The sequence below is a fragment of the Pseudonocardia sp. McavD-2-B genome (genome assembly GCF_024124365.1).
Taxonomy (GTDB): Bacteria; Actinomycetota; Actinomycetes; order Mycobacteriales; family Pseudonocardiaceae; genus Pseudonocardia; species Pseudonocardia alni.
Window position 1 is genome coordinate 1 of record NZ_JAMXSG010000035.1, and the last position, 19,930, is coordinate 19,930.

Annotated in this window: 25 protein-coding genes and 1 tRNA gene; 9 read left to right on the plus strand and 17 right to left on the minus strand. The window is 73.8% G+C overall.

What is annotated here, in order from left to right; all coding sequences use genetic code 11:
• From NH602_RS07750 to NH602_RS07765, 4 genes are all read right to left on the minus strand, one after another.
• Nucleotides 1-198, minus strand: a 198-nt coding sequence (locus tag NH602_RS07750) for a hypothetical protein (protein ID WP_253067433.1), incomplete at its 3' end; no start/stop codon positions are given.
• A gap of 106 nt (nucleotides 199-304) precedes the next feature.
• A complete protein-coding gene (locus NH602_RS07755) occupies nucleotides 305-1,192 on the minus strand; it encodes a GGDEF domain-containing protein (protein ID WP_253067434.1) in 888 nt (295 codons plus the stop codon).
• Nucleotides 1,193-1,345: 153 nt separating this feature from the next.
• Entirely contained in the window at nucleotides 1,346-2,467 is a 1,122-nt protein-coding gene (gene dusB, locus NH602_RS07760; protein ID WP_308292821.1) for a tRNA dihydrouridine synthase DusB, read from the minus strand.
• Nucleotides 2,468-2,575: 108 nt separating this feature from the next.
• On the minus strand, nucleotides 2,576-3,157 hold the full coding sequence (locus NH602_RS07765) for a superoxide dismutase (protein WP_253067435.1): 582 nt from the start codon (nucleotides 3,155-3,157) through the stop codon (nucleotides 2,576-2,578).
• Nucleotides 3,158-3,500: 343 nt separating this feature from the next.
• Here NH602_RS07765 and NH602_RS07770 point away from each other — a divergent pair.
• Nucleotides 3,501-3,573, plus strand: a tRNA-Lys gene (locus NH602_RS07770).
• Nucleotides 3,574-3,586: 13 nt separating this feature from the next.
• Here NH602_RS07770 and NH602_RS07775 read toward each other — a convergent pair.
• From NH602_RS07775 to NH602_RS07785, 4 genes are all read right to left on the minus strand, one after another.
• Nucleotides 3,587-3,844 carry a hypothetical protein gene (locus NH602_RS07775; protein WP_179761254.1) on the minus strand — a complete coding sequence of 86 codons (258 nt, stop codon included), beginning with the start codon at nucleotides 3,842-3,844 and terminating at the stop codon, nucleotides 3,587-3,589.
• Nucleotides 3,841-3,963 carry a hypothetical protein gene (locus NH602_RS31220; RefSeq protein ID WP_256494127.1) on the minus strand — a complete coding sequence of 41 codons (123 nt, stop codon included), beginning with the start codon at nucleotides 3,961-3,963 and terminating at the stop codon, nucleotides 3,841-3,843. The genes NH602_RS07775 and NH602_RS31220 overlap by 4 nt, the downstream gene beginning before the upstream one ends.
• 594 nt (nucleotides 3,964-4,557) lie before the next feature.
• Nucleotides 4,558-5,820 (minus strand): dicarboxylate/amino acid:cation symporter, encoded by a 1,263-nt coding sequence (locus NH602_RS07780; RefSeq protein ID WP_253067436.1) that lies wholly within the window; start codon nucleotides 5,818-5,820, stop codon nucleotides 4,558-4,560.
• A gap of 11 nt (nucleotides 5,821-5,831) precedes the next feature.
• A complete protein-coding gene (locus tag NH602_RS07785; RefSeq protein WP_253067437.1) occupies nucleotides 5,832-6,569 on the minus strand; it encodes a GntR family transcriptional regulator in 738 nt (245 codons plus the stop codon).
• A 163-nt stretch (nucleotides 6,570-6,732) separates the two neighbouring features.
• Between NH602_RS07785 and NH602_RS07790 the strand changes: the two genes are divergently transcribed.
• The 3 genes from NH602_RS07790 (at nucleotide 6,733) to NH602_RS31840 (ending at nucleotide 9,431) form a co-directional block, all read left to right on the plus strand.
• Nucleotides 6,733-7,257, plus strand: coding sequence for a PadR family transcriptional regulator (locus tag NH602_RS07790; protein ID WP_179761251.1), 525 nt, complete (start codon nucleotides 6,733-6,735; stop codon nucleotides 7,255-7,257).
• Nucleotides 7,250-8,260 carry a BtrH N-terminal domain-containing protein gene (locus tag NH602_RS07795; protein WP_161152813.1) on the plus strand — a complete coding sequence of 337 codons (1,011 nt, stop codon included), beginning with the start codon at nucleotides 7,250-7,252 and terminating at the stop codon, nucleotides 8,258-8,260. Before NH602_RS07790 ends, NH602_RS07795 begins: the two co-directional genes overlap by 8 nt.
• A 226-nt stretch (nucleotides 8,261-8,486) precedes the next feature.
• Nucleotides 8,487-9,431 carry an acetyltransferase gene (locus NH602_RS31840; RefSeq protein ID WP_253067438.1) on the plus strand — a complete coding sequence of 315 codons (945 nt, stop codon included), beginning with the start codon at nucleotides 8,487-8,489 and terminating at the stop codon, nucleotides 9,429-9,431.
• Nucleotides 9,432-9,436: 5 nt separating this feature from the next.
• On the opposite strand, the gene NH602_RS07805 is transcribed toward NH602_RS31840, so the two are convergent.
• Entirely contained in the window at nucleotides 9,437-9,877 is a 441-nt protein-coding gene (locus tag NH602_RS07805) for an NUDIX domain-containing protein (protein WP_253067439.1), read from the minus strand.
• 32 nt (nucleotides 9,878-9,909) lie between these two features.
• On the opposite strand from NH602_RS07805, the gene NH602_RS07810 reads away from it, so the two are divergent.
• Entirely contained in the window at nucleotides 9,910-10,260 is a 351-nt protein-coding gene (locus NH602_RS07810) for a TraR/DksA C4-type zinc finger protein (protein WP_161152812.1), read from the plus strand.
• Here NH602_RS07810 and NH602_RS07815 read toward each other — a convergent pair.
• From NH602_RS07815 to NH602_RS07835, 5 genes are all read right to left on the minus strand, one after another.
• Nucleotides 10,223-10,411: a hypothetical protein gene (locus tag NH602_RS07815; protein ID WP_161152811.1), complete on the minus strand. Its 189-nt coding sequence runs from the start codon at nucleotides 10,409-10,411 to the stop codon at nucleotides 10,223-10,225. The genes NH602_RS07810 and NH602_RS07815 overlap by 38 nt on opposite strands.
• Nucleotides 10,408-11,787: a HAMP domain-containing sensor histidine kinase gene (locus tag NH602_RS07820; protein ID WP_253067440.1), complete on the minus strand. Its 1,380-nt coding sequence runs from the start codon at nucleotides 11,785-11,787 to the stop codon at nucleotides 10,408-10,410. Before NH602_RS07820 ends, NH602_RS07815 begins: the two co-directional genes overlap by 4 nt.
• A 14-nt stretch (nucleotides 11,788-11,801) precedes the next feature.
• Nucleotides 11,802-12,548, minus strand: coding sequence for a response regulator transcription factor (locus NH602_RS07825; RefSeq protein ID WP_253067441.1), 747 nt, complete (start codon nucleotides 12,546-12,548; stop codon nucleotides 11,802-11,804).
• A gap of 317 nt (nucleotides 12,549-12,865) precedes the next feature.
• Entirely contained in the window at nucleotides 12,866-13,291 is a 426-nt protein-coding gene (locus NH602_RS07830) for a DUF4383 domain-containing protein (protein ID WP_253067442.1), read from the minus strand.
• Between the two features lie 103 nt (nucleotides 13,292-13,394).
• A complete protein-coding gene (locus tag NH602_RS07835; protein ID WP_161152809.1) occupies nucleotides 13,395-14,282 on the minus strand; it encodes a nicotianamine synthase family protein in 888 nt (295 codons plus the stop codon).
• 117 nt (nucleotides 14,283-14,399) lie between these two features.
• Here NH602_RS07835 and NH602_RS07840 point away from each other — a divergent pair, with 117 nt between their 5' ends.
• Genes NH602_RS07840 through NH602_RS07850 form a run of 3 tightly spaced genes read left to right on the plus strand, consistent with a single transcriptional unit; the run spans nucleotide 14,400 to nucleotide 16,022 of the window.
• On the plus strand, nucleotides 14,400-14,729 hold the full coding sequence (locus NH602_RS07840; protein WP_062399751.1) for a multidrug efflux SMR transporter: 330 nt from the start codon (nucleotides 14,400-14,402) through the stop codon (nucleotides 14,727-14,729).
• On the plus strand, nucleotides 14,722-15,276 hold the full coding sequence (locus NH602_RS07845) for a TetR/AcrR family transcriptional regulator (RefSeq protein ID WP_073575889.1): 555 nt from the start codon (nucleotides 14,722-14,724) through the stop codon (nucleotides 15,274-15,276). The genes NH602_RS07840 and NH602_RS07845 overlap by 8 nt, the downstream gene beginning before the upstream one ends.
• Before the next feature lie 29 nt (nucleotides 15,277-15,305).
• Complete coding sequence (locus NH602_RS07850; RefSeq protein ID WP_073575890.1) at nucleotides 15,306-16,022, plus strand: metal-dependent transcriptional regulator; 717 nt, start codon at nucleotides 15,306-15,308, stop codon at nucleotides 16,020-16,022.
• Nucleotides 16,023-16,058: 36 nt separating this feature from the next.
• Here the strand turns inward: NH602_RS07850 and NH602_RS07855 are convergent, their stop codons facing one another.
• The 3 genes from NH602_RS07855 to NH602_RS07865 all read right to left on the minus strand — a co-directional run bounded on the left by NH602_RS07855 (nucleotide 16,059) and on the right by NH602_RS07865 (nucleotide 18,870).
• Entirely contained in the window at nucleotides 16,059-17,840 is a 1,782-nt protein-coding gene (locus tag NH602_RS07855; RefSeq protein ID WP_253067443.1) for a BCCT family transporter, read from the minus strand.
• Nucleotides 17,841-18,124: 284 nt separating this feature from the next.
• Nucleotides 18,125-18,670: a Dps family protein gene (locus NH602_RS07860; RefSeq protein ID WP_073575892.1), complete on the minus strand. Its 546-nt coding sequence runs from the start codon at nucleotides 18,668-18,670 to the stop codon at nucleotides 18,125-18,127.
• 35 nt (nucleotides 18,671-18,705) lie between these two features.
• Entirely contained in the window at nucleotides 18,706-18,870 is a 165-nt protein-coding gene (locus NH602_RS07865) for a hypothetical protein (RefSeq protein ID WP_167379071.1), read from the minus strand.
• A gap of 99 nt (nucleotides 18,871-18,969) precedes the next feature.
• On the opposite strand from NH602_RS07865, the gene NH602_RS07870 reads away from it, so the two are divergent.
• Entirely contained in the window at nucleotides 18,970-19,929 is a 960-nt protein-coding gene (locus tag NH602_RS07870) for a ring-cleaving dioxygenase (RefSeq protein WP_253067444.1), read from the plus strand.
• The last annotated feature ends 1 nt before the right edge of the window (nucleotide 19,930 follow it).

Genomic DNA, 19,930 nt, shown 5'->3' on the forward strand with positions numbered 1-19,930 from the left:
GCCGCGCTCGCCTGCCTGGTGTCGCGCCGGGCCCGCCGCGCGGTCGTCGCGGCGGCGCTGGCGGAGGGGCTGACCGACTGGTGGCGCCCCCGCGACCGTGACCCGCGGGTCCGGGCCGGGCCGCTGCTGCACCTGCTCGCGCACCGGCTCGACGACCTCGCCTACGGGTCCGGTCTGTGGGGGGGGGCCGTCCTGCACCGGGCCTCCTCGTCGCGACCGCCGGAGCGGAAGCGCGTGACGGGCGCGGCGTCGGGGGAGCGCGCCCTTCCGGGATCGTGCGGTCGCGGGGACCGCACGGGGGATCTTATTCGGCCCGGTTCGGCGCGGGTGGCGCGGGGCGCGACGCGCCCTGCTCCGGTTGGGGGATCGACCGGCGTCCGGATGCCGGGCCGGCGAGGCTCACCCGGCCGTCGGCGTCGCGGTGGGCGACGGCGTTCCGGCCCGCCTGCTTGGCCGTGTAGAGGAGCACGTCGGCTTCGGTGACGAGGGCCTCGACGTCGTCGTCGCCGGGACGGGACCGGGCGACGCCGATGCTGATCGTCATCCGCAGGTCGGGGTGCAGGTCGCTCCAGTCGTGCGCGGCGACGCTCTCCCGGGCGGTCTCACAGGCCGCGACGCCCTCCTCGGCCGTCAGCCCGGGCAGCACCAGCGCGAACTCCTCGCCGCCGTAGCGGGCGCAGAACGCCCCGGGCGGCAGGGCCCGGCCCAGCTCCAGCACCATCCGCTGCAGGACCCGGTCCCCGAACGGGTGCCCGTGGGTGTCGTTGACCAGCTTGAAGTGGTCGATGTCGGCGAGCGCCAGGCAGACCGGCAGGCCCGTGCCCGCGGCGAGCAGGTCGATCAGCCGCTCGTCGAGGTAGCGGCGGTTGTACGACGCCGTCAGGCTGTCGCGGCGGCTCTGCTCACGGGCCTCGGCGTGCTCGCGGCGGAGCCGGTCGAGCTCGTCGGGGGGGCTGGGGGCGTTGAGGCCGTGCAGGAGCCGGACGGCCTCGCGCAGGTGCAGGTAGGCCTGCTCGTAGCGACGGTGCTCCGCGAGCCGCTCGGCGGCCGCGGTGTGCAGGGCCGCGCGGGCCGCGGGGGAGGCGGGGGCGACGTCGTCGCCCGGCGTGTCGGGTCCGGGAGCGGGGGGCGACGGGTCGAGACGGCGTGCGGACCGCACGAGCCTGCGCACCGTCCATGCGGTGTCGGTCATGGTCCACCTCCCCGTCGTCGAGCCGTTCGGCCACTGGGACTGTTCATCGGTGACACCCCCGGGACGCTTGAGGCGTACGGCGAGTCGGCACCCGTTCGGCGCCCTGGTTCCCCCGGGTCGGGGTAACGCGTGTTCGCCCCGGGGTCGCCGTGATCAACCTCCGGAGTGCTCCACGTCCGCCCCGAAGGGGATCGACGGGTCGTCCGGGTCGTCGAGCCAGTGCTCGGGCAGCACGACGCGACCGGGTGACCCCTGGCGCCCGCGCGGACCGTCGGCGTCGGCCGGGAACGGCTCGTCCGGGTCCAGCCCGGACAGCAGCTCGTCGAGGTGATCGATCGACTCCACCATCCCGAGGCTGCGCCGCAGCTCCGGGCCGACCGGGAAGCCCTTGAGGTACCAGGCGATGTGCTTGCGCACGTCGCGGATGCCCTTGTGGTCGCCCATGTGCTCGCACAGCAGCACGGCGTGCCGGCGCAGCGTCGCGGCGACCTGGCCCAGGTTCGGCGGGGCGGGCAACTCGCGGCCGGCGAACGCGGCCTCCAGGTCCCCGAACAGCCACGGCCGGCCCAGGCAACCCCGGCCGACCACGACGCCGTCGCAGCCGGTCCGGGCGACCATGTCCAGGGCGTCCTGCGCGGAGAAGATGTCACCGTTGCCCAGGACCGGGACGTGCGCCGGGACGGCGTCGCGCATCCGGGCGATCTCGTCCCAGTCCGCGGTGCCGGAGTAGCGCTGGGCGGCGGTGCGCGCGTGCAGCGCGACGGCGACGGCGCCCTCGTCGACGGCGATCCGTGCGGCCTCGAGGTGGGTGTGGTGCTCGTCGTCGATGCCGATGCGCATCTTCACGGTGACCGGGCGGTCCCCGGCGCCGGTGACCGCGGCCCGCACGATCCGGCGGAACAGCTCCCGCTTGAACGGCAGCGCCGCTCCGCCACCACGACGGGTGACCTTCGGGACCGGGCAGCCGAAGTTCATGTCGATGTGGTCGGCCAGGTCGCGCTCGACGATCATCTCCGCGGCCCGCTGCATCGACACCGGGTCGACGCCGTAGAGCTGCATCGAGCGGGGGTGCTCGTCCGCGTCGAAGGCGATCATGCGGAACGTCAGCGGGTTCTTCTCGACCAGCCCGCGGGCGGTGATCATCTCGCAGACGTAGTAGCCGGCGCCCTGCTCACGGCACAGACGGCGGAACCCGGGGTTGGTGATGCCGGCCATCGGCGCGAGCACCACGGGGGTGTCGACCTCGAACGGGCCGATGCGCAACGGCGGCAGCACGCGGTCACGGCGGGCGGGGGTGTCCGTCCGCGCGTCGCGGACGCTGTCCAACACGGTCACGCCCACCAGTGTCCCAGGCCCGCGTCGCGGCGCCGACCTGGGCGTCGGTCAGAAGTCGACGGTGACGCAGCCGGGGCGCCCGCCCGCGGTGCCGGCGTGCCCGGCGTGGGTGGCGGTCGGCTTCTCGTGGAGGACGACGGACTCCGCTCGCCGGTCGTCCGGGAAGACCCACGGGACGGTGCTGGTCGACTCGCCGGCGCCGTTCGCGTCGGTGGTCACGTCGAGCCAGATCTCGTTCATCGGGTTCGCGTAGGACGGGTCGACGCTCGGCGTCACCGGGTCCTCGGAGAACTGGTAGTGCGGGCCCGCGTCGGTGCCCGCGGCCGCGGTGCAGGGCTTCGTGTGCGCGTGCGCGCCATAGGTCCGGTTCGGCACCAGACCGCTCACCCGCAGCGTGGTGACGGTCGAGCCGTCCTGCTCGGCGCTGGTGACCTCGACGGTCGAGCCGGCCGGGACCAGCGCGGCGTCGTAGGTGTGGGCGGGTCCCTCGCCGCCCTGGGCGAACGTCGCGGAGACCCGGGTCGCGGCGCTCTGCGACTGCTCGCCGTCGCCGCTGCCGCCGCAGGCGGTGAGGACGAGCGCAGCGGCGCCGAGCAGGGCGATCGAGGCGACGGAGCGTACGTGGATCATGCCGACGATGATCGTTCGTCGGGCCGGGGTGGGCACTGCGAGATCGGACATCGAGGCAGGTTCCACCGGTTCGTGTGGCGGCCACGCCCGGTCCCCGTACCTCCCCGCAGGCGGCCCCGCGGCCCGCACGTGCCCGCGACGCCGCCCGGCCCGCCCGGGAACCGCTCTGCGACAGCGGATCCGGTCGTTCGGTGGGGGCGCAGCGGTGAGCGACACCCGACACGGTGATGGTGTCGCGACGACGAGATGCCCGATTGCGGACGGTAAGATGGCGTCCGGTTCGCCACGACCGGCCGGGGGTAACCGGTGGCGGGCCGGGCCCGGGGTGTCCGGGGTCGGTCAGGGGCCTCTAGCTCAATCGGCAGAGCAGCGGACTTTTAATCCGCGGGTTCGGGGTTCGATCCCCCGGGGGCCCACACAATCACCAGGTCAGGGCGATGCAGCCGGCTCGTCTTCAAGATCAGAGTACGTTTTTGGGACAGTTTTCGTGTCCTCGGTGAACATGTCCTCCAGGACGTCGGCCGCCTGACGGTCGGTGAGCCTGCGCCCGAGGTAGCGGTCCTGGGTCATGCTGATCTTTCGCGTGACCGAGCTGGTCGCTGATCCTTCGGACAATGACGTGCGAGTCGTCAAGGCCCCGCCTGCGGCGGCGCGGGCCGGCCACGCCGGCCCCACCGCTTCGCTCACCACACCTCCGGCCCGTTCGCAGCGTCGGGGCAGGCTGTCCGGCCCTGCTCCGTGATGGACCCCTGGACGATCCCGGCGGCCCGGTCGTTGACGTGGCACATCTCGACGCGGTTGCTCATCCCCGAGGCGTCGCCTTGTTGAGTCCGTCGTCCGGGGCCTTGCCTCGGCGGCGACGTCGTGTCGACCCCGACAACGACGAGGCGTCGTACAGACGCCCTGGAGCCGGTCGGCCGTGTGGTCGAGGACGTCCGAGAGTGGATGGCGAACCCTCAGGGGCAGCGGGGAGCGCGCCCGCTGGGCGACTGCGATCAGGGCGTCGGGATCACCGCAGAGACGGACTGCGGAAGAGGGGCTTGATGCGAGCGGGAGCGATACCTACCTTCTCACTCGAACTTGGACGGCTTGAACGCCAGAGGGACGGCGAAGGATCGAGACGAGCGGGAGGGTGATCATTAGAGAAGCCTCCGGACATCTGGATCAGTAGAATCTGTCTCTGTGAATGCGGGGCCCAGCCATCAGGCTGGGCCCCGCATTCACGTCATGGGACTTGATCGGGCCTGACCCTTCTGTGCTGCGCCTGAAGGACCGGACCACGCCTGCCCGCGTTGTCCCGGCCCGGGTGAGGTCGCTGCCGGGGGGGTATCCGACTGCGGAGCAGGTCCGGCCCCTGACCGACATGACTGCCGAGGCTCGCGAACGCGTGGTTCCGGGGGTCAGCCTCCCGGGCCGCTCCCGACCGCTGTCTCCACCGGATCCTCGCCGCGCACACCGTCGTAGACGTCCCGGTCGATCTCCCCGTCGGGGTGCGCGACGAGCATCGCCACCAGGGTGTCGGCGTTGACGTTGAGGAACGTCCGCAGGATCCCGGTGAACCAGTCGACGGCGATGAGCAGCCCGGCGGCCGCCGGCGGCAGCCCGAGGGTGGTGGCGAGGAACAGGGCCACGACGGGGAACCCGCCCGGCACGGTGATGGTGCCCATGTTGAGCAGGATCGCGAGAACCATCCCGAACACGATCTGCCCGGCCGACAGCTCGACGCCGCCGGCCTGGGCGAGGAACAGCACGACGATCGTGTAGTTGAGGACGGCGCCGTAGGACCCCATGGTCAGCCCCACCGACAGCGTGAAGTTGGCGACCCGCGGGCTCACGCCGACCTTCTCGATCGTGGTGCGCAGGACGGTGGGGTAGGTGACGGCCGAGCTCGTCGTCGTGACCGCGACGGCGGTCTGCTCCGCGAGCGTGCGGGGCAGGCGCGCGGGGTTGAGCCGGGTGCGCGCGGCGACGATCGCCACGAACAGCACGGTGAGCACGACGACGCCCAGCAGGTTGGTTCCGAGGTAGGCCAGCGCCGACCCGACCACGGCGAAGCCGATCCGGCCGGACAGGTCGGCGAGCAGTGCGAAGACCCCGATCGGTGCGACGTACATGACCAGCCGGATGAGGGTGAGCAGGACCTGCTGCAGCTGCCCGACGACGTCGAGGACGAGTGTGTTGCCCGTCGCGTGGACGTGCCGGTTGAGGGCGACGCCGAACAGCAGCGAGAACAGGATGATCGGGACCATCGCCGCCTCGGCCATCGACTCGACGACGTTGGTGGTGAAGAAGCCCAGGACCGTGTCCTGCCAGCTCTCCGGGACCGCCGCGGGCGGCGGCGCGGCGTCCGGCGCGGCCGTCGCGACCATTCCGGCGCCCGGACGGAACAGCAGTCCGAGCACCACCGCGACCACCGCGGCCACGACCGACAGACCGATCATCCAGGCGAATGTCCGTAGTGCGAGCCGGCCGGTGCCGGACCCGGTCATCGACCCGCAGGCCGCGATCACCGAGGTCATGACCAGCGGCACGATCGCCATCTGGACGAGCCGGATGAAGGCGTCGCCGACGACCTTCAGGTTGCCTGCCCACTCGCCGGCCACCAGACCGAACACGATCCCGGCGACCGCGGCGAGCGCGATCAGGACGGCAGGATGCTTCATCGCGGCGAGTCTCATGAGGTCCTCACGTCGAGGGTGGCCGGGCCGCGGCGGCGGTCCCGGGTGCCGGTGGCGAGCAGGGCGCGGCCGGCGCGTTCGGTGACGATCTCCAGCGAGGCGCCCATGTGCTGGTGCAGCAGGTGGCGCGCGGTGTCGAGCCGTCCGGCGAGGACCGCCTCGGCGACGGCGACGTGCTCGGACACGGCCGCCTCGACGCGGCCGGGGAGCACGTAGTCGTTCATCCGCACCCGCCGGATCCGGCGGTGCACGTCGGCCAGCACCGCGACGAGCTCGGGGTTGCCCGACGCCGCGAGCAGCGTGCTGTGGAACCGTTCGTCCTCCAGCACGAAGCCCGGGCCGGCCGCGGGCGGCTCCTCGATCATCCGGTGCCAGCGGGCCAGCTCCGCCCGGAGCGCTCCGGCGTCGTGCACGGTGCCCGGGTTCTCCCGGCACCGGTCGATCCCGCGCAGCTCGACCGCGATGCGGACCTCCCAGAGGTCACGCACCCCCGCCAGGTCGGGGACGACGACCGAGTAGCCGTAGTCCTCCTCGCGCTGCAGGAGGCCGTCGGCGACGAGCCGGCCGAGGGCCTCGCGGACCGGGGTGCGGGAGATGCCGAACCGCGCGGCGAGCTTCGGTTCGGTGAGGCGGGTGCCGGCGCCGATGTCGCCGTTGACGACGTCGTCCCGCAGCACGGCGTAGACGCGTTCGCGCAGCGGCGGTGTCCCCGCCTCGTCGACGGCACTCGACATCGACAAGCCTCCTCATCTGCTGTGTCCAGGGCTGGATACAGCAGGCGGAGACGCTAGGGGCGGCACGTTGCGTCGGCGTCTCGCGCCGGTGTCGTCGTGTTTCGCGCGGGGGAGGTCGCATGCGGGGCGGTCTGTAGCGCTATTCCAGTGCTAGAATACAACCGTGGAGCTGACCCTCGGCGAGCTCGTCGTCCTCGGGACCCTGGCCGAGCGCCCGCGCCACGGCTACGACATCGAACAGGTCGTCGAGCAGCGCGGCGTCCGCCGCTGGACCGACATCGGCTTCTCCTCGATCTACTACCTGCTCGACAAGCTGACCGCCCGCGGCCTGGCCGAGGCCGACGACGACCGCCCCTCCCCGAAGGCCCGCCGCGTCGTGCGCATCACCGACCGGGGGCGCCGCACCGCGGCCGCCGGCGTCCGCGAGCTGCTCGCCGACGCCGGGGTCCCCGCCCGCTCCTTCGTCGCCGGCCTCGCCCACGCGGGCCTGCTCCCCGCGCACGAGGTCGACGAGGCGCTCCGGACCCGGCTCGTCGGCCTCGACGCCCGCATCGACGCGGTCGTCGCCGCCCGCACGGCGCAGGAGCCCCTCCCGCCGGAGGCGCGCGACGTCTTCTCGTTCTCCCTGTCCCAGCTGCGTGCGGAGAGGTCGTGGCTCGCCGAGCGGGTCCAGGTGCCCGATGAGTGATGCATCCACCGGCGTCCCGGCCACGGGAGGCGTCCACTGCGAGACGACGGCGCTCGGCGCGCTCCTCGGGCACGCCGGCGTCCACCTCGCCGAACCGGTGCTGTTCGGGCTCGGCTCCGGGCTGTCGTTCGTGTACTGGGACTCGAAGCGGCAGCCGGTGCCGTTCCTGGGCGGGCGGGTCAAGCCCTTCGAGCTGACCCGCACCCTCGCCCGCCGCCTCGGCCTCGACCTGCGCGTCCAGGAGACCTCGTCCGCCCGCCGGGGGTGGGACCAGGTGCGCACCCTCGTCGACGACGGCGTGCCCGTCGGGCTGCAGCTCGACAGCCACGACCTGGACTACTTCGGCTCCCGGGTCCACTTCGCGGGTCACGTCGTGGCCCTCCTCGGCTACGACGAGGAGTCCGCGTACCTCCTCGACACTGCGCAGCAGGGCGGCCGGGTCAGCACGAGCCTGGAGAGTCTGGCCCGGGCGCGCGCGGCGCGCGGACCCATGTCGGCGCCGCACCGCTCGTTCACCCTCGGACCGCTCCGGGAGCCGGTCGACCCCGTCCCCGCGATCGCGCCCGCGATCGTCGAGTGCGCCGAGGCGTTCCTGCACCCGCCGATCGCCAACATCGGGCACCGCGGCATCCGGACGACGGCGAAGCGCGCCCCGTCCTGGCTCGACCGCGTCGAGGACCCGCCCCGGGACCTGCCCCAGATGGCGATGCTCATGGAACGGGCCGGTACCGGCGGGGCACTGTTCCGGACCCTCTACCGCGACTTCCTCACCGCCTGCCTGCCGCTGCTCGACGACGGCGACGGGCCGGGCGGACGCGCCGCGGCGGTCGAACGGGGCCGGGACCTGTTCGCCGAGTCGGCGACGCTCTGGACCCGCGTCGCCGGCCTCGTCGAGCGCGCCGGGCTCGACGGGGACCCGGCCGGCCTGACCGAGGCCGCAGGGCTGCTGCTACGGATCGCGGACCTGGAGACCGCGGCCATGGGCACGCTCCGGTCGCTCTGAGCCGGGCCGGGGTCAGTCGGTGCCCCGGGCCCGGCCGCCGCCCGCCGGCACGGCGAGCGCCCCGGGCGCAGCGACGAGCTGCGGCAGGAGGACGTCCAGGACGGTCACGGGACGATCGTCGACGGTTCCGGGCCCGGTGTCGACCGCGGTCCGGCCCACCCGTCCCGTGGTGGGACACCGGCCGGTGCCGGGCGAACCCGGTCGACACCGCTGCGATCCTGGCCCGGTGAGCAGCTTCCCGACCGTCCGCCCGGCCACCCCCGCCGACCACCCCGGGCTGGTCCGCATCTGGCGCCGCGCCGTCGAGGCCACGCACACCTTCCTCACCGCGGCCGACGTCGACGCGATCGAGACCGAGGTCCGCACGGCGGCCCTGCCGGGTCTGACGGTCCTGGTCGCGCAGCGCGACGACGGCACCCCGGTCGGCTGGGTCGGCACCGACGGCCACCGGGTGGAGGCGCTGTTCGTCGACCCGTCCGCGCACGGCGGGGGCGTCGGATCGGCCCTGCTGGCCGCGGCCACCACCGGGATGCCGCGGGTGGAGCTCGACGTGAACGAGCAGAACCCGGGCGCGGTCGGGTTCTACGAGCACCTCGGCTTCGTCCGGACCGGGCGCTCCGGGCGCGACGGGCAGGGCAGGCCGTTCCCGCTGCTGCACCTGCGCCGCGACCGGCTCCCCGAGCCGTCCGACCCGGCGTCGCCGACGACCGCGCTGCTGCTCGGCTACGTCGACTTCTACCGCGACCGCGTCCTCGCCAGGTACGCCACGCTGCCGGTGGCCGACCGCACGACCGGACGGCTGCCGTCGGGCTGGTCTCCCGCGGAGCTGCTGCACCACCTGAGCTGCATGGAGCGCCGCTGGCTGGAGTGGGGCTTCGTCGACGCCGACCTCCCGGACCCCTGGGCCGACCACGTCGACGGGCGGTGGGCGCTGCCGCCCGGGGTCGGCGCGGACGACGTCGTCGCCGCGCTCTCCGCGCAGGGCCTGCGTACCCGCGAGATCGCGGAGTCGGTGGGGCCCGGAGCCGCGGGGTTGCCGAGCGGGCGCTGGGCCGGTGCACCGCCCGCGACGATCGAACGGACCCTGCTGCACGTCGTCCAGGAGTACGCCCGCCACCTCGGCCACCTGGACGTCGTCGTCGAGCTCGCCACCGGCTCCACCGGCGAGTAGCCGCGTCAGGTCGCGACGCGGTGCAGGTCCCACCCGTCGAGCGCGACGCCGGGGCGGCGCCAGGCGTGCCGGACGGCGGCGGTGTGGGCGAACACCGGTCCGGGCAGGGCGTCCGGGTCGGTCCAGGTCCAGGAGTTGGTCGCGTGCGGCTCGGTCACCCGCAGCACGGCGCCGGCGGGCGCGGGCACGTGCACCGCGAACGTGACGCCCGGGCCGTCGAGCCGCACGCACACCGCGACCAGCGTGCCGGAGGCCGCGACGACACCGGTCTCCTCGGCGAGCTCGCGCAGCGCCGCGGCGACGACCGGCTCCCCGCCCTCCAGGTGCCCGCCCGGGAACGACCAGCTCGGGCTCTCCCCGGCGGTGATCCGGTGACCGACGGCGACGGTGCCGTCGGCGCGTTCCAGGACGACCCCGACACCGGACACCGGACGAAAAAGGCTCACCACCGCAGTCTGCCGGGGCGCATCCTGGGGTGGTGGACCCCACCACCCTCGCCGCCGCCCGCGCCCGCGCACAGGAGTGGGTCGGCTCGCTGCGCCGCGAGCTCGACGCGCTCGCCGATCAGCAGGCCCTGACCAGCCACGACGACGAGCACGACCCGGAGGGCGTCACGATCGCGGTGCAGCGTGCCCAGCTGCAGGGGCTGCTCGCCGCCGCCGAGCAGGAGCGCGACGAGCTCGACCGGGCGGCCGACCGCCTGGCCACGGGCGGCTACGGGCGTTGCGCCGTCTGCGGCGGACCGATCGCGCCGGAACGGCTGGAGGCGCTGCCCGCCGCGACGACCTGCATCAGCTGCGCGTCGGACCCGCGCCGCCGTCGCCGGTAGTCGCTGTCGGGGGTGGGAGCACCGTCACCGTCGGGGTGGGGGAGGTCGTGCCGCTGGGCAGGTCGATCGGCTCCGGCTCGTCGTCGAGGGTCACCCCGCACCCGGCGACGAGCAGCAGCCCCAGCACGGCGGTGCACAGCCGCGTCCTCACCTGTCCACCCCCGGCAGCTCGACGACGACCCGGGTCCCGCCGCCGGGTCGTTCCTCCACCCACACCCGGCCGTCGTGCCGGCGCACGTGCGCGGCGACCAGAGACAGGCCGAGACCGGTGCCGCCGCCGTCGCCGCGGCTGCCGGCCAGGGTGCCACGGGCGAACCGCTCGAACACCGCCAGCCGCTGTTCGGGCGGGATGCCGGGGCCCGCGTCGTCGACCTCGATCCGGGCGTACCGGTCCCGGGGCGCGACGCCGATCCGCCGCGCGCCGCCGCCGTGCGCGTCGGCGTTGTCCAGGAGGTTGCCCAGGATCTGGTCGAGGCGGCGGCGGTCGACCCGCACGGTCACCGGCTCCGGGGCGTCGACCTCAGGGACGTGCTCCCCGCCGCGGACCGCGACGAGACCGTGGACCAGTGCACCGAGCTCGCCGTCCTCGCGCTGCAGGGTGTCGCTGCGGGAGATCTCCAGCAGGTCCAGGACCATCCGGCGGAAGCGCTGGATCTCGCCGTCGAGCAGCTCGACCGCCTCCCGCGCGGTCGGTGCGAGCTCGTCGCGCCGCCGGGTCAGCACCGCGGCCGCGTTCACCAGTGTCGTCAGCGGCGACCGCAGCTCGTGCGAGACGTCCGCGGCGAACCGGGCGTCGCGCGACACCCGCTGCTCCAGGTCGTCGGCGGTCCGGTTGAAGGTCGCGACGAGCGGGGCGAGCTCGGCGTCGGTGCTCGACGGCAGCCGCGCGGTCAGGTCACCCCCGGCGATCCGTGCCGCGGCCCGGGTCACGGCGGTGAGCGGCAGCAGCGCGCGCCGCCCGGCCCACTGGCCCAGCGCGAGCCCGAGCAGCGCGCTCACCGCGACCCCGGTGAACAGCACGACGCTGAGGAACCTCAGGTTGGCGTCGAGCCGCTGCATCGGGAAGACCTCGACGAACACGTCGCCGCCCGGCATCGGCGCCGCGACGACGACGCTCGGCATCCCCGCCACCATCACCCGCTGCCGTGCCCCGGTCCCGTTCTCCGCCAGCGCCAGCACACCCGCCGGAAGCAGGTCGGGGTCGACCTCGCGGCCGCTGGTCGTCCAGGCGCCGTCGCGGCGCAGCGCGACCGTGGTGTCCGGGGTACCCGCGAGGCCCGTCAACAGGTCGTCGAGCCCGCCGACGTCGGCGGTGTCGGCCATCGCCCGCTCGACGAGCTGGAGGTTCACCGCGAGCTGCCGGGTCGCGCTCTCCACCCCCTGCTCCACCAGGTAGTACGACGCGAGGTTCCAGGTGACCGTCGCGAACAGCCCGGTCACCACCAGCGACACCCCGGCGAACGCGACGCCGATCCGGTGACGCAGCGGAAGCCGGCCCAGCGGCAGTCGGTCCAGCACGGACCGCATCCTGCCGCGCCCGCTCACCCGCCGCGGCCCGAGGCGGGGGCGGCGCCCGGCAGTGCGGCGTCCGGTCCGGGGTCGCCGACCTTGTACCCGGCGCCGCGCACGGTCAACACGAGGACCGGCCGGTCCGGGTCGAGCTCGACCTTGCGCCGCAGCCGTCGCACGTGGACGTCCAGCAGCCGGGTGTCGCCGTGGTACTCGTAGCCCCACACCCGCGACAGCAGCTCGTCGCGGGTCACGATCCGCCCGCCCGCCGCGGCGAGCTCGGCGAACAGCCGGAACTCGGTGCGGGTCAGGTGCACCGGGGCGCCGTCGCGGAGCACGGTGCCCTCGTCCGGGCGCAGCTCGACGTCGCCGACGGTGATCCGGCGCGGTGCCGCCGGGGTCGGACGTCGCCGGCGCAGCAGCGCCCGGATGCGGGCGGCCAGCTCCCCGGCCACCAGGGGCTTGGTGACGTAGTCGTCGGCGCCCGCCTCCAGGCCGGCGATGACGTCGGCGGAGTCGGAGCGCGCGGTCACCATGATGATCGGCAGGTCACCGGTCTCGCGCAGCCGCCGGCAGACGGTGAGGCCGTCGATGCCCGGCAGCATGAGGTCCAACAACACGAGGTCGACGCCCGGGCTGGCGGCACTGACCAGAGCCTGCTCGCCGGTGTGGACCGCGTCGACCTCGACGCCCTCGTCGCCCAGGGCGAGGCCGAGCGCGCGCCCGATCCGGACGTCGTCGTCGACCAGCAGCACTCGGGTCCGGCCGTGTTCGCTCATGATGACGGCGATTCCACCGGATCCGGGCCGGTTCCGTCGATCCCGGCGTCGGGCCCGGCACGATCGTCAGGCGATCGCAAGCCCGACGGGGGCGTGACGGCGGCGCCGCAGCGCCAGCAGGTCTGCGGCGGCCCGCCGTCGTCGGTGGGCGAGGGCATCGCCCCGCAGTCCGGGCAGAGCCGGTCCAGCCAGCACACCGGGTCGCCGACCTCGGCCTCGTGGCCGTGGTCGGGGTGTCGTCCGGTGACCGGGGTCCCGGCGGACGGTGTGTCGGACACACCGCCATCGGACCACGGGGGTCACGCCCCGTCCAGGTCTCAGGCCGCGGCGGCTCCGCGGCGGCCCGGACGCACCACGGGACGGCCGCGCAGCAGCGTCGCGCAGCCGACCATCGCGACGGCGACGACCACCAGGGCCGCGCCCACGGCGTCCAGGGCGACGGCGGCGCTCAGCAGCGCGACGGCGCCACCGGCCACGAGCACCACCCGCGACGCGGCACCGGAGCGCGCCGAGGCCAGCCCGGCCACGCCGATGACGAGGTGCAGCACGTTCTGCAGCACCGACACCGGCAGCAGCCCGGCAAGCGCTGCGGTACCCGCACCGGGCAGCACGGCGAGCTCACCGGAGGTCAGGCCCGGGACGAAGCCCAGGGCTCCGACCAGCAGGAACGCCGCGGCGAACGCCGCCGCGACCGGCTGTACCGGGGTGTAGGGCCGGGAGAACCCGCCCGTCGTCCGCATCATGTCCCGACCTCCTCGGTCCGTCGTCCTCCGGCGCGTCGCTGCGCCCCTCGTCGGGGTCCGGTTGCCCGGCCGGAGGCGCTCCGAACCGCGGTAGCGACGCACCTCACGTGGCGGCGCGGGCCACCAGGACGGAGTTGACGACGTCGGTGCGCGGGTGCACCTCGAGGAGTACGTCGAGTGCAGGCAGGTCGGCCGGGACGATCTCCGGGTAGAGCAGGGTCCGCAGCCCGGCGGCGGACCGCACGAGCAGGGTCGTGCCGGGCCCGGTCGCGGTGGTCAGCCGGGCGGTGATCGCGGCCTTGGTGGCGGCGTCCGGACCGACCAGGGCCCCGACGAGCACGAGGTCGGCCCTGCCCAGTTCGTCGGCGAGCGCGGGGGACAGCTGCGGGTCGTCGAGATCGGCGACCAGGCTGCGGACCCGTCCGTCCGCCCCGAGGGCGGCGGTGACCGCGTCCCCCGCGGCGACGGCCGCCCGGTCCCGGTCGACGTGCAGCACCTGCGCGCCGTGCCCGGTGGCCAGCACCAGGCCGGTCAGCGGCAGGGGCCCCGACCCGAGCACGACGACGCGCCGCGGCGCGGGCAGTCCGACGGCGGTCAGCGCGGCGAGCTCCAGCCGGACGAGGTCGTGGTAGTTGCCCAGGTAGGGGAACCGGTCCAGCTCGGCCCGCGGGTCGGGGGCGGCGGCGATCCGGCCCGCCCAGTGGTTCTCCATGTGGCCCTCGCCGGTCGCGGCGAGGGTCCGCAGGGCGTCCGAGTGCGGGGCGACCTGTGCCAGGACGCCCTCGGTGCAGCCGGCGGGCGGGAAGCAGCAGAGTCCGACGAGCTCGCCGAACGCGGCGTCGGTGTCCGGGGCGGGGCGCAGGTCGGTGCGCTCCAGGCGTCGTCGCAGGTCCACGAGTCGTGTCGCGACGGCGGCGACGGAGCCGTCGCCGCGGGGACGGCGGGGTGCGGGGAAACCGGGCGCGGTCGTCCGACTGCTCTGCGTGGTCACGATGATCCACCGTAAGCCAATGACAACCATTTCGTGCTCGGTCGTCCGGGTGGCGGGAAACTTGAGCGAACGCTCTACAATATGGCAAGGAGCGGACAGAGGGGGAGGAGTCCGGCGATGTGGGGTTGGCTCGCGCTCGCGATCGGCGCCGAGGTCACCGGAACGGTGGCGCTGCGGTTCTCGCAGGGTTTCAGCAGGCTGGTGCCGTCGATGATCACGGTGGTGGGCTACGGGCTGGCGTTCTGGTCGCTGTCCCAGGCGCTCGGCCGCGGGATGGCGCTCGGGATCGCCTACGGAACCTGGGCCGCGGCCGGGGTGGCGCTGGTCGCGCTGATCGGGGTGTTCTTCCTCGGTGAGTCGTTGACCTGGGTCCAGCTCGGCGGGATCGCGCTCGTCATCGCCGGGGTGCTCGCCCTGGAGCTGGGCGGCGCGACCGCGCATGCCTGATGCGATCGGACAGGACACCTCCGAGGCCGACGGTCGCCGCCGCCGCGGGGACCGGCGCCGCCGCGAGCTGGTCGGGGCCACGCTGCGGCTGGTCGGCGCCGGCGGGGTCGCCGCGGTCAGCCAGCGCGCGGTCGCCGCGGAGGCCGGCGTGCCGCCCAGCGCGGTCTTCTACTACCACCCCAGTGTCGACGCGCTGCTGGTCGCGACGCTCACCGCGGTCAACGACCGCTGGATCGCCCGGCTCGACGCGGTCACCGTCCCGGGCGACCTCGTCGCGCTGGTCGAGGACTGCGTCCGTCAGGAACGGGTCACCGCGATCGCCGAGTACGAGCTGTTCCTGCTGGCCGCGCGGCGCCCGGACCTACGCGGTGAGCTGGACCGCTGGGACGTCGCGCTCGCCGCGGCCGCCGCCCGGCTCCTGCCCGACGACGCCGACCGGCGTGCGCTGCTGACCGCCGCGGTCAACGGGCTCACCCTGAGCGGTGCCCTCGGCTCGCCGGTCGACCCCGCCCTCCTGGCCCGGCTCTGCGCGGCCGGGACCGCCTGAGCCGCCGTCGCCGGGATACCGTGGTGGGCATGAGCGCGGAGCGCCTCTCGGAGTCCGTGGAGAACTACCTGAAGACCATCTTCCTGCTCTCGGAGCGGTGGGAGGGGTCGGTCGGGGTCTCCGCGCTGGCCGAGCGGCTGCGGGTCTCGTCGCCGTCGGCGTCGGGGATGGTGCGCAAGCTCGTCGACGCCGGACTGGTCGACCACGCCCGCTACGCCGGGATCACGCTCACCGCCGCCGGGCGGGTGTCCGCGCTCGCCGTGGTGCGCAGGCACCGGCTGCTGGAGATGTTCCTGGTCACCGAGCTGGACCTGGCGTGGGACGAGGTGCACGAGGAGGCCGAGGCGCTCGAGCACGCCGTCTCCGACCGGCTGCTCGACCGGATCGACACCCGACTCGGGCACCCGCGGTTCGACCCGCACGGCGACCCCATCCCGGCCCGGGACGGCACGATGCCCGTGGTCCACGCCCGCCGGCTGCCGGACCTGCGCTACGGCGAGGGTGGCACCCTGGTACGCGTCGACGACACCGACCCCGAGGTGCTCCGTTTCCTCGACGCGCACGACGTCCGGCTCGGCGACCGGGTGGACCTGCTGACCCGCAAGCCCTTCGAGGGGCCGTTCGTGGTGCGGCTGCGCCGCTCCCGCGAGCAGGCACACCCCGCCCCGGGCGAGGCCGAGCACGAGTGGGGCCCGGCGCTCGCGACGGCCCTGTGGGTGGGCGGCGACGAGCACGGGCACCCGTGAGGTCCCGGGGCCCGGGTATCCGGGCCCCGGGATCCGTCAGGTCGAGCCCTGGCGCCGCTCGAGCGCGACGTCCCCCGCGTGGTCGAGGACGTCGTCGCCGGAGTCCGGCTCGACCTCATCCGAGGTCGCCATGGTGGCGACCGCGGTCTCGGAGTAGAGGGCCCCGTTGGGGTCGATGGTGGCCTGGCCGCCGTCGACCTCCGCCCGCTCGGTCGTGAGGTCGTCCGTTCGTGCGGTGCTGCTCCTCAGAGCCAGAGCCGGCGATGCCTCGACCGGCAGCGCGACGACGAACCGCTCACTGCGCAGGCCCCTCATGAGACCGACAGCCATGAGGATCAGCACGATGCACAGCGGCAACCCGGCGAGGATGGAGGCGGTCTGCAGGGCGGAGAGCGCATCCGCGCCCGCGGCCGCCCCGGCCCCGAGCAGTACGGCGGCGATGACGCCTTCGAGTACGGCCCAGAACAGGCGCTGCTGCCAACGGGGGTTCGGGTCTCCTCCGTTGGTCAGGATGTCGATCACGAGGGAACCCGAGTCCGACGATGTCGCGAAGAACAGCACCACCACCACGATCGACAGCACCGACGCGAGCAGGGTGAGGATCTCCGGGACCGGCAGCTGCTGCAGGAGCAGGAACATCGAGGTCTCCGGCGAGTCCGGGGCGCCCGCCAGCGGGTTCGCCGGGTCGGCCCGCAGGATGTCCAGGGCGGTGTCGCCGAAGACCGTCATCCACACCATGGACGCGCCGACCGGGGCGAACAGTGCACCGGCGACGAACTGGCGGATCGTGCGGCCGTAGGAGATGCGGGCCAGGAACATGCCGACGAACGGCGACCACGAGATCCACCATCCCCAGTAGAACAACGTCCAACTCGACTGCCAGCTCTGCGCGTCGGTGTCACCGGGGAAGGTCTGGAAGCTCAGTCCCGGCAGCTGCTGGACGTAGACGCCCACATTGGCGGCCGCCGAGTTCAGCAGGTCCCGGGTCGGGCCGAAGAAGAACACGAACAGCATCAGCGCCAGCGCCAACCACAGGTTGATCAACGACAGGTTCCGGATGCCCTTGTCGATCCCGAGCAGCACCGACACGGCGGCGACCGAGGTGATGAGCAGAATCAGCACGATCTGCAGCGGAGTGCTGTTCTCCAGTCCGAACAGGGTCTCCAGCCCGGCGCCGACCTGCTGCGCCCCGATCCCCAGCGAGGTCGCCAGCCCGAAGAGTGTGCCGAACACCGCGACGACGTCCACCAGGTAGCCCGGCCAGGAGTTGATGCGGTTCCCGATCAGCGGATAGAGGGCCGCGGCGGGACGCAGTGGCAACCCCTTGCGGAAGGAGAAGTAGCCCAGCGAGAGCCCGAGGACGATGTAGATCGCCCACGGGTGCAGGCCCCAGTGGTAGAAGGTGTAGAGCATGGCGTTCTCCGCCGCCTCCGCCGTCCCGGCCTCGCCGGTCGGGGGACTCGTGAAATGCGTCAGCGGTTCGGCGACGGCGTAGAAGACGAGCCCGATGCCCATGCCCGCCGTGAACAGCATCGCGAACCACGAGACGGTCTTGTACTCCGGCGTCGAGTCCGAGGGCCCGAGTTTGACCCGGCCGAAGCGCGAGGCCATGAGCACGACGACGAACACGACGAAGGCGCTCGCGGTGAAGATGTAGAGCCAGCCGAGGTTGCCGGTCACGGCCGAGTTCACGGCGTCGGCGACGGAGCCGAGCGAGGCGGGGGCGACTGCACCCCACAGTACGAAGGCGAGTGCGAGCACCGCCGACGACACGAAGACGGGAGGGCTCGTGTGCTCCCTGAGATAGCGGGCGATCACCGTGTACCTCCGGTTCGGGGTTTACGCGTCGATTCAGGTGGAATGTCCGGCACGCGACTGTAGGTGGAGTGGCCGCACGGGGCAGGACGCCCGAGGCCGGGAGACAGGGTCGTCGACGCCGTCCCGCGGTCGCTCCGGGGTGTGAGCAGGGCGGATGCCCGGGGCGGCCGTCCCCGGGCTCGAGGAGAACGATTCGGTCACGGCCGGTCCGGAGCACGACACGACCCGGGCCCGGTATCCGTGTGGATACCGGGCCCGGGTCGGTGTCGCGCCGTGGAGGAGGGTCAGCGGGAGGCGTCAGCTGCGCCCTGCTCACCGGCCTTGCCCTGGGTGTTCAGCGAGCCGTCGGCGTTCTCCAGGTGCGCCCGGACGAACCACTGGTACTGCTCCAGCTCGCCGGCCTGGGCGATGAGCATGTCCTCGGTCACCGGGTCGAGCGCGCCGACCTTCTCGATCTGGGTGCGGTGGTCGGAGATGACCCCGGTGTAGACCACGTCGAGCGCGCCGAGGTGGGCGATCGCCTGGTCGCGGCCGATCGAGTAGTCGTCCCAGGTGCGGTCCTTGACCAGCGCGCCGGGAGTGCCGTTGGGCGAGCCGCCCAGGGTCGCGATGCGCTCGGCGACGTCGTCGACGAACCCGCGGACCGCGTCCACCTGCGGGTCGAGCATCTCGTGCACCGCGATGAAGTTCGGGCCGACGACGTTCCAGTGCACGTGCTTGAGCGTGAGCTGGAGGTCGTTCAGGGCGTGCAGACGGTGCTGCAGGATGTCGACGACCTGCTCGGCGTCTCCGCGCTCGAGGCCGGGGACGGTGTAACGGATCGTGGCCATGGTTCTGTGCAGTCCTTCCGTGACGGGTGCGTGGTTCAGGACGCCGCAGTGCGCGGGTCGTCGTCCGCGACGGGCTGGGCGGCCAGGTGGACGCCGTCGCCGTCGGGGGTCTCGTCGACCGGGGTGTCGCTCTGCTCGGTCGGGACCGGGTGGCTCGTGCGCTCGTCCTGCTCGCGCTGGTCCTTCTCGGGCGTCGTCATGACACCCGGGTACCCCGGTCGGGCGGGTTTCATGTCCGGCGTCGGCGGCCCCGGGAACGGGTAGCCCGGTGGGGAGCAACCACACCGAGGAGCGATGCGATGACCCCCGGCACGACCGTCACCCCGCACGGGCTGCACCACGTCACGGCGATCGCCGGGGACCCGCAGCGCAACGTGGACTTCTACACCACCGTGCTCGGCCTGCGACTGGTGAAGCGGACGGTGAACTTCGACGCGCCCCAGGTCCACCACCTCTACTACGGCGACGAGGCGGGCCGTCCCGCCACCATCCTCACGTTCTTCCCGTGGCCCGACGTCGAGCCCGGCCGTCAGGGCGCCGGCCTGACGACCGCCACGGCGTTCGGCGTGCCGCCGGAGTCGCTGGGCTGGTGGCAGACCCATCTCGCCGCGCTCGGCGTCGACGCCGACGAGCCCCGCACCCGGGACGCGTCGTCGGGCGCCGAGGAGGTCCTGACCCTGCGCGATCCCGACGGGCTGGTGATCGACCTCGTCGCCGCGCCCGGCGACACCCGCTCGGGCTGGGACGGCGCCGGCAACGTGCCCGCCGAGCACGCGGTACGCGGCCTGCACGCGGTGACGCTGTCCGAGGCGGACCTCGAACCGACCCAGCGGATGCTCACCGACCTCGGCATGACCCACACCGGCGACGAAGGCGCCCGCAGCCGCTTCCGCACCACGGGGGACACCGCGACGGCCGTGGACGTGGTCGGCGGCGTCGACGGGCACGGGGTGCAGGCCGGCGGCACGGTGCACCACATCGCGTTCCGGGTGGCGGACCGGGCGACCCAGCAGCAGTGGCGCACCGAGCTGGTGGCCCGCGGCTTGGAGGTCACCGAGATCCTCGACCGGCAGTACTTCACCTCGATCTACTTCCGCGAGCCCGGCGGTGTGCTGTTCGAGATCGCCACCGACGAGCCCGGCTTCACCGTCGACGAGCCGCTGCTCGAACTCGGCCGCGCGCTGAAGCTGCCGCCGTGGCTGGAGCCGGACCGGGCGACGATCGAGGCGAACCTGCCCGCGCTGCGCGACCGGGGGTGAC